The organism is Occallatibacter sp., from assembly GCF_036502485.1.
Lineage (GTDB): Bacteria > Acidobacteriota > Terriglobia > Terriglobales > Acidobacteriaceae > Telmatobacter.
Map to the genome: position 1 here is coordinate 1 of NZ_DASXYM010000120.1, position 6,574 is coordinate 6,574.

5 protein-coding genes are annotated in these 6,574 nt (G+C 60.3%); all 5 read left to right on the top strand.

What is annotated here, in order from left to right; genetic code table 11:
• The first annotated feature begins 69 nt into the window (after nt 1-69).
• Nucleotides 70-1,011 (top strand): branched-chain amino acid transaminase, encoded by a 942-nt coding sequence (locus VGL22_RS15705; protein ID WP_465267885.1) that lies wholly within the window; start codon nt 70-72, stop codon nt 1,009-1,011.
• Between the two features lie 157 nt (nt 1,012-1,168).
• Nucleotides 1,169-2,854, top strand: a complete 1,686-nt coding sequence (locus VGL22_RS15710; protein ID WP_465267886.1) for an alkaline phosphatase family protein — start codon at nt 1,169-1,171, stop codon at nt 2,852-2,854.
• An 86-nt stretch (nt 2,855-2,940) separates the two neighbouring features.
• On the top strand, nt 2,941-3,855 hold the full coding sequence (locus tag VGL22_RS15715) for a dihydroorotate dehydrogenase (protein ID WP_465267887.1): 915 nt from the start codon (nt 2,941-2,943) through the stop codon (nt 3,853-3,855).
• A 123-nt stretch (nt 3,856-3,978) separates the two neighbouring features.
• A complete protein-coding gene (locus VGL22_RS15720; RefSeq protein WP_465267888.1) occupies nt 3,979-4,191 on the top strand; it encodes a hypothetical protein in 213 nt (70 codons plus the stop codon).
• 340 nt (nt 4,192-4,531) lie between these two features.
• Nucleotides 4,532-6,574 (top strand): carbohydrate binding domain-containing protein (locus VGL22_RS15725; protein WP_465267889.1); only part of this gene is annotated, 2,043 nt, incomplete at its 3' end.

The window sequence follows — 6,574 nt, forward strand, 5'->3', positions numbered from 1 at the left end:
GGGACGGACAGCATTTCAAAGGTGCGCAGATCGAACCGTATAATCATTGTTCATACAAGGAGATTGTGAATGCCGCTCGAGACGACCGCGAATATCTGGCACAATGGCGAACTGATTCCGTGGGAGAAGGCACAGATTCACGTGATGAGCCACGTGGTGCACTACGGCTCGTCGGTGTTTGAGGGGATTCGCTGCTACGCGCAGGAGAATGGCGCGGGCGTGTTTCGGCTGAGCGAACACATGCAGCGGTTGATTCACTCGGCGAAGATCCACCGGATGCCGCTTCCCTACAATCTGGCGCAGCTGAACGATGCTGTGGTGGAGTTGATCGAAGCCAACGGCGTGACGCCGTGCTACATCCGGCCGATCGCGTTTCGCGGCTATGGAGAGATTGGCGTGAATCCGCTGAAGTCGCCGGTGGAGGTGTACATGGCGAACTTTCCGTGGGGTAAGTATGTGGCCGGGCATGGCGGCGCGGATGTTTGTATCTCGAGCTGGAACCGGCTGGCTCCGAACACGATGCCGTCGCTGGCGAAGGCAGGTGCGAACTACATGAACTCGCAGCTTATCCGCATGGAGGCCGACATCAACGGCTACGCTGAAGGCATCGCTCTCGACGTGAACGGGTATGTGAGCGAGGGCTCAGGCGAGAACATCTTCATCGTGCGCAACGGCGTGCTCTACACGCCTCCGCTGGCGAACTCGGCTCTGTCGGGCATCACGCGCGATTCCGTGCTCACCATCGCGCGGCACCTGGGCTTGACAGTGATTGAACAATCGATCCCGCGCGAGTTGCTCTACATCTCGGACGAGGTCTTCTTCACCGGAACGGCGGCGGAGGTTTCGCCCATCCGCTCCATCGACCGCATCGTGATCGGCGACGGCAAGGCAGGCGAGATTACCCGCAAGATCGCCGATGAATTCTTCGGGATTGCCAACGGCCTCAAGCCGGACAAGTTCGGCTGGCTGACACCGGTCAAGGTGGGAAGTCAGGAAGCGGTCAGCGCGTAACCGTTCATTCAGCAGCATCAACCGAACGGGCGGCTCAAGGGAGTCGCCCGTTCATTTTGGCCGAGCGACCGCCCAGCAGCAAGCATGAAAATCAGGTTAGCGTGGATTGTTCCTCGAGCTGATTCTCTATCATCGTCTTATGCGTTCAAGGATCCGCTTGGTTGCCGCTGCCCTCTTACTATGTGTTATCGTCTTCGCAGTTCAAACCCCTATTGCGCAAGCCCAGGTTTATGCGGGCAAGCCGAAGCTCATCGTCATCGTGGTGATCGACCAATTCCGCGGCGACTACCTCAATCGCTTCCACGACGAGTTCAAGGGCCGCGGCTTCCGCCTGTTTACCGACCAGGGCGCCTGGTTCACGAACTGCTATTACGATTACGCGAATACCAAGACGGCTCCGGGGCACGCCACCCTCGGCACCGGCGCGTACACAGACGGACACGGCATCGAGACCAATGAGTGGTGGGATATCTCACGCGACGCAACGCACAAGGTCAGCTCAGTGGAAGACGAGCGCTACCAGCTTGTCGACGTGCCCTCAAATGTGATTCCCGCCAATATGCCGAACGCGCAGCCCGGTGCGCTCAAGTACCTCGTCGGCTCCTCGCCTCGCAACCTGCGCGCCACCACGCTTGGCGACGAACTGCGGCTTGCGACGCAAGGTAAGGCTCGCGTCTTTGGTGTGTCGCTTAAGGACCGCGCATCGATTCTTCCCTCGGGCCAATCCGCCAACGCGGCTTATTGGCTGGAGCCCTCGAGCGGCCAATTCACCACATCGACTTATTACATGGAACATCTTCCCGAGTGGGCTCGCGCCTTCAATGCCGGCCCGCGGCGCCAGCAGGCCGCTCATGAGGCGCTGGCCGATGGCACGGAACAGTTTTTTGAGCAGGTGGGCCGCATGCCCGCCGCCAACAGCTACGAGCTCGCCTTTGCCCAGGCCCTCATCCAGAACGAACGCCTTGGCCAGAACGGCGTGACCGACGAGATCACGATCTCGCTTTCCGCCAATGACATTGAAGGCCACGCCTTCGGCCCTGATTCGCCGCAGGAACATCGCATGGTGCTCGGCCTCGATCACGATCTCGACGCATTCTTTACCTGGCTCGATCAGAACGTGGGCTTGAAAAACGTCTGGGTTGCGCTCAGCGCCGATCATGGTGTCGCACCTGTCCCCCGTGAGGCTGCTGAACTCGGCATCTCCGCTGCGGCAGTCAACATGACGGAGGTGGACGCCGCAATCAACGACAAGCTCAACGCAAGATTCTCGCCGGCGGCCAAAACTGCCTATCTCATGCCGGACCCTGACCTGCCCTACATCACTCTGAACAAGCAGGCCTTTGAAACGGCGAAGATTGACGAGAAGACTGCCGAAGATGCGGTTGCCGCGCTGGTCTCTGCAGTGGTGGCCGCGTCCGGTTCGAAGCCGGCCGCTGAACTGCCCGTTCAGCATCGGCTGCAGCCTGCACCGCGCGTACAGGCTGTCTATACGCGGCTGCAGCTCGCGCACGCTGAACTGCCGCCCACGGAATGGGGCCGCCGTATCGCCCACAGCTACGCCGATCACGGCAACTGGTTTGTGATGGCGATGCTCGATGCGTATCAGATTCAGGGCAGCAGCGCCGGCGGCACCACGCATTACAGCCCCTGGTCCTACGATCGCCATGTTCCGCTGGCCTTCTACGGCGCGCCTTTCGTGGCTGGCGAGTATCGCGACCGTGTGGCGCCGGTTGATCTTGCCGCTACGTTCGCTTCGCTGGCAGGCGTGAATCAGCCGTCGGCTTCCGTTGGGCGCGTGCTCACGGAGGCGATCAAATCCGCCAGCCCGGCGGCGATACACTAGAACGTGGCAAGTGAGTCTACAGGCGGCGGTGAAGACTGGTCGCTAGCCATTGACCACCGTTTTCTGGAGCAGCATTGAAGCCCGATATGAAAGTCACGTTGGCCGGGATCACGCTGGCCAACCCGGTTATTGCAGCCAGCGGCACCTTCGGCTACGGAATCGAATTCGACGAGATGGTCAATCTTGAGCTTCTCGGCGCCTTCGTCACCAAGGGCATTTCGCTCGAACCCATGCAGGGCAATCGCGCGCCGCGGCTCATTCAGACGGCGGCGGGCATGCTCAACGCCATTGGCCTGCAGAACGTTGGGGTCGAGGATTTCATCGCCACCAAGCTCACCGCGCTGAAGAAGTACCCGCGCGCCAAGGTCATCGTCAACATTTTCGGCTATACGGTCAGCGACTATGTGGGTGTCGTGGAGCGGCTCAACCAGGCTGAAGGCATCGCCGCATACGAATTGAACGTGTCCTGCCCTAACGTGCATGCCGGCGGGATGGCTTTTGGCTCCGACTGCGGCTCGCTCGAGTACCTGGTGGGCCGCGTCAAAGCCATCAGCAAGCGCCCGCTCATCGTGAAGCTCTCGCCCAATGTCACCTCCATCGCGCAGATGGCGCAGATCTGCGAGAACGCCGGCGCCGATGCGGTCAGCCTGGTCAACACCTTCATGGCGATGTCTATCGATGTAGAGACACGCCGGCCGCGGCTCACCAACATCACCGGCGGCCTCTCCGGACCTGCGATCAAGCCCATTGCCCTGCGCATGGTCTACGAGACCGCGCGCGCCGTCAAAATCCCCATCGCGGGCCTCGGCGGTATTATCACGCCCGAGGATGCGGTGGAGTTTCTGCTCGCGGGGGCCACTGCAGTCCAGGTTGGCACGGCCAGCTACGCCGATCCGCGCGCCACGGAAAGGCTGGCGAAGGGACTCGAATCGTGGTGCCGCGGTCATCACGTGGAGTCGGTGGCCAGCCTCACCAAAGCTCTCGAAATCCCGAAAACGTAAGGGCATGCGCGGCAGCCGCCAGAGCTGACAGTGTCTTTGCCTCTGAGATGCCGCCGGGAATTTTAGACAACAGACCGCAACGAAATCACCAGTTCAACATCCAAAAGTACAAAGAGAAAAGCCATGCCATTTCCGATCAAGACTTGCGTCGCCTGTGGAGAAGAATTCGAACTGCGGCCGGGGAAACCCGGCTTCGCCAACCGCTGCCCCACGTGCAGCGTGCCCGAGGAGGATATCGAGAAGCCGACGCAGGGCGACTACCGCACCGATAATGCCGAGGTGAACGAAGCGCGCCGCAAGGCCATGCGCGACATGCTCTACCGCAAGGAGAGCTGACCGCCTCCACAACGGCCTGGTGCAGACGGCCGGACCATGTCCGGCTCGCGATGAATCCTGGTGGTTCACCTCGATGCGAACTGGTCAAGCAGCGATGAGTCGATCCACTCGACCGGACAAAGTGACTCAGGAGCTGCCGTAACTCGCTGAGTTCACTCGCGCCTTCAGAGGTCTTGGCCCGGCGCTCTCCTCACTCCGAAGACACCTTGACATGGCTGCAAGGCGTGGCTATACTCCCGCACACTTGAGTAAATCGAATTACTCGAGGAGTATATTTTTGCGCCTCCGCCACCCTGCCGAGGCGCCGGTTGAGCTATCGCCTGTTTCCAGGAGACCCCCCATGTTTCATGTTGTCAGTGACTCGCATTGGCCCACGCCGGTGAGACGGTTCCCTCGTCTGCTGGCTCTTCTTGTTTCGTTCCCGCTGCTCGCATGCCTTCACCTGCACGCGCAAACCATCGCGTCTTACGATTTTGAAGATGGCACGGCGCAGGGATGGGGTTCGTTCTACTACGCCAGCAATCCGGTCAACTCCACGTCTGCCGCTTACACGGGTGCGCACAGCCTGCTCACCACGACAGGTTCAGGCGGTACCGGCGGCCCGTCCATTTCTCTCAGCAGCATTCTCGTTCCCGGAGCCAAGTACAGCATTACCGGCTATCTTCGACTCACCAGTGGTGAAGGCGCGGCCAACGCCAACTTTTCCATGGTGCGCAACGATCCCTCGTGCAGCGGGGGAGCGTGTTACGACACCATTGGTACTTACCAGGTTCCTGTGAATGACGCGGGCTGGGTGCAGATCGGCGGCACTTACACGCCCAGCACAACGGAGACGAGCCTGATGCTTTATGCACAGCTCGTCGGCGCAAGCACGGCTCAGTCGTTCTATCTGGACAGCGTTGTAATCACGCAACTCGCGCCCGCTCCCGGCGGCACTCCCATCGCGAGTTATACATTCGCGGACGGCACGACCGATGGATGGTTCCCGTTCGGCAGCCCCACACTGACCAACACCGCGATTCCGGTAGCCAACGCGTACGGTGATTCGCACGCGCTTCTGATACAGAACCGCACGCAAGGCTTTATGGGACCGGCTCTCGACTTGCTGCAGGTTCCCAATATGGTTGCAGGCGCAACCTACCAGGTGACGGCGTACGTGCTGCTTGCGCAGCCTGATGCTTCCAATCCCACTGCGACGCTCTCGCTCAAGCTGGCGGACTGCGCTACGTCGGGCAATTACAGCAGCCTGGGTTCCGCTGCTTTGTCAAGCAGCGCATGGACCAAGGTGCAGGGCACGTTCACCTTCAGCAATCAGCCGGGGCCGCCCACGGGGCTGACGCTGTACCTTCAGTCGAGCAGCGTGACCGACTCCTTCTACATCAGCCACGTCACCATCGGTGAGCTTGCGCCGCCGCCACCCAGCCCCAGCCAGCAGGACAACACCGGCATCAGCTCCAACTTTGAAGATGGCGGCGCGGATGGCTGGTCAGGCCGCGGGGCTGCAACCGTTGCCAACACTGCCGGCGTTGCGCACAGCGGCAACAACAGCCTGCTTGTGTCAGGACGCACCGCCAATTGGAACGGACCGCAGATCAGCATCAGCAACAAGATGTATCCCGGTTCGGTGTATAACATCAGCGGCTGGGTCAAGCTGGTTCCCACCGATGGCTCCAGCCATAACATCAATGTAAGTCTGCAGACGACGATTGGCGGGAACACAAGTTATCCGGGAGTTACAGGGTATCCCGGCGTCGCAGTGGCTGCCGACGGCCAGTGGCACCAGGTCAGCGTAATGGGCTATAACATGTCCAGCGCCTACGATCAGGGCTCTGCCTCTCTCTACTTCCAGACCATGCCCGCTTCAGGGGACGATCTTGTATCGTTCTATCTTGACGATTTTCAACTAACGTATGTCGCTCCGCCCACGATCCAGACTGACATCCCGTCCATTGCGCAGGTACTGTCGCCGTACTTCCCCGTCGGCGCTGCGATTGACGCTGCCGATCTGCAGGGGCCGCACGAACAGTTGCTGGCCATGCATTTCAACAGCGTTACCTCCGGCAACGAATTCAAATGGAGTTCCATCGAGAGCACGAAGGGCAGCTTTAACTTCGGACCCGCCGATTCTGAAGTAGGTGTTGCCGTCTGCAACAACATGCAGATTCGGGGACACAATCTGGTATGGGCCAACGGCCAGCAGGTTCCCTCGTATGCATGGGGTGACGGCACTAACTCGCCGTCTAACCAGGCTCTCGTCACCGCGAACATTCAGGAGCACATCCAGTCTGAAGTGACACACTTTGGCAACAAGGTGGGCGTGTGGGATGTGGTGAACGAGCCGCTTGATCCCAGCCAGCCTGACTGCCTGGTTCACGGGCCGTTC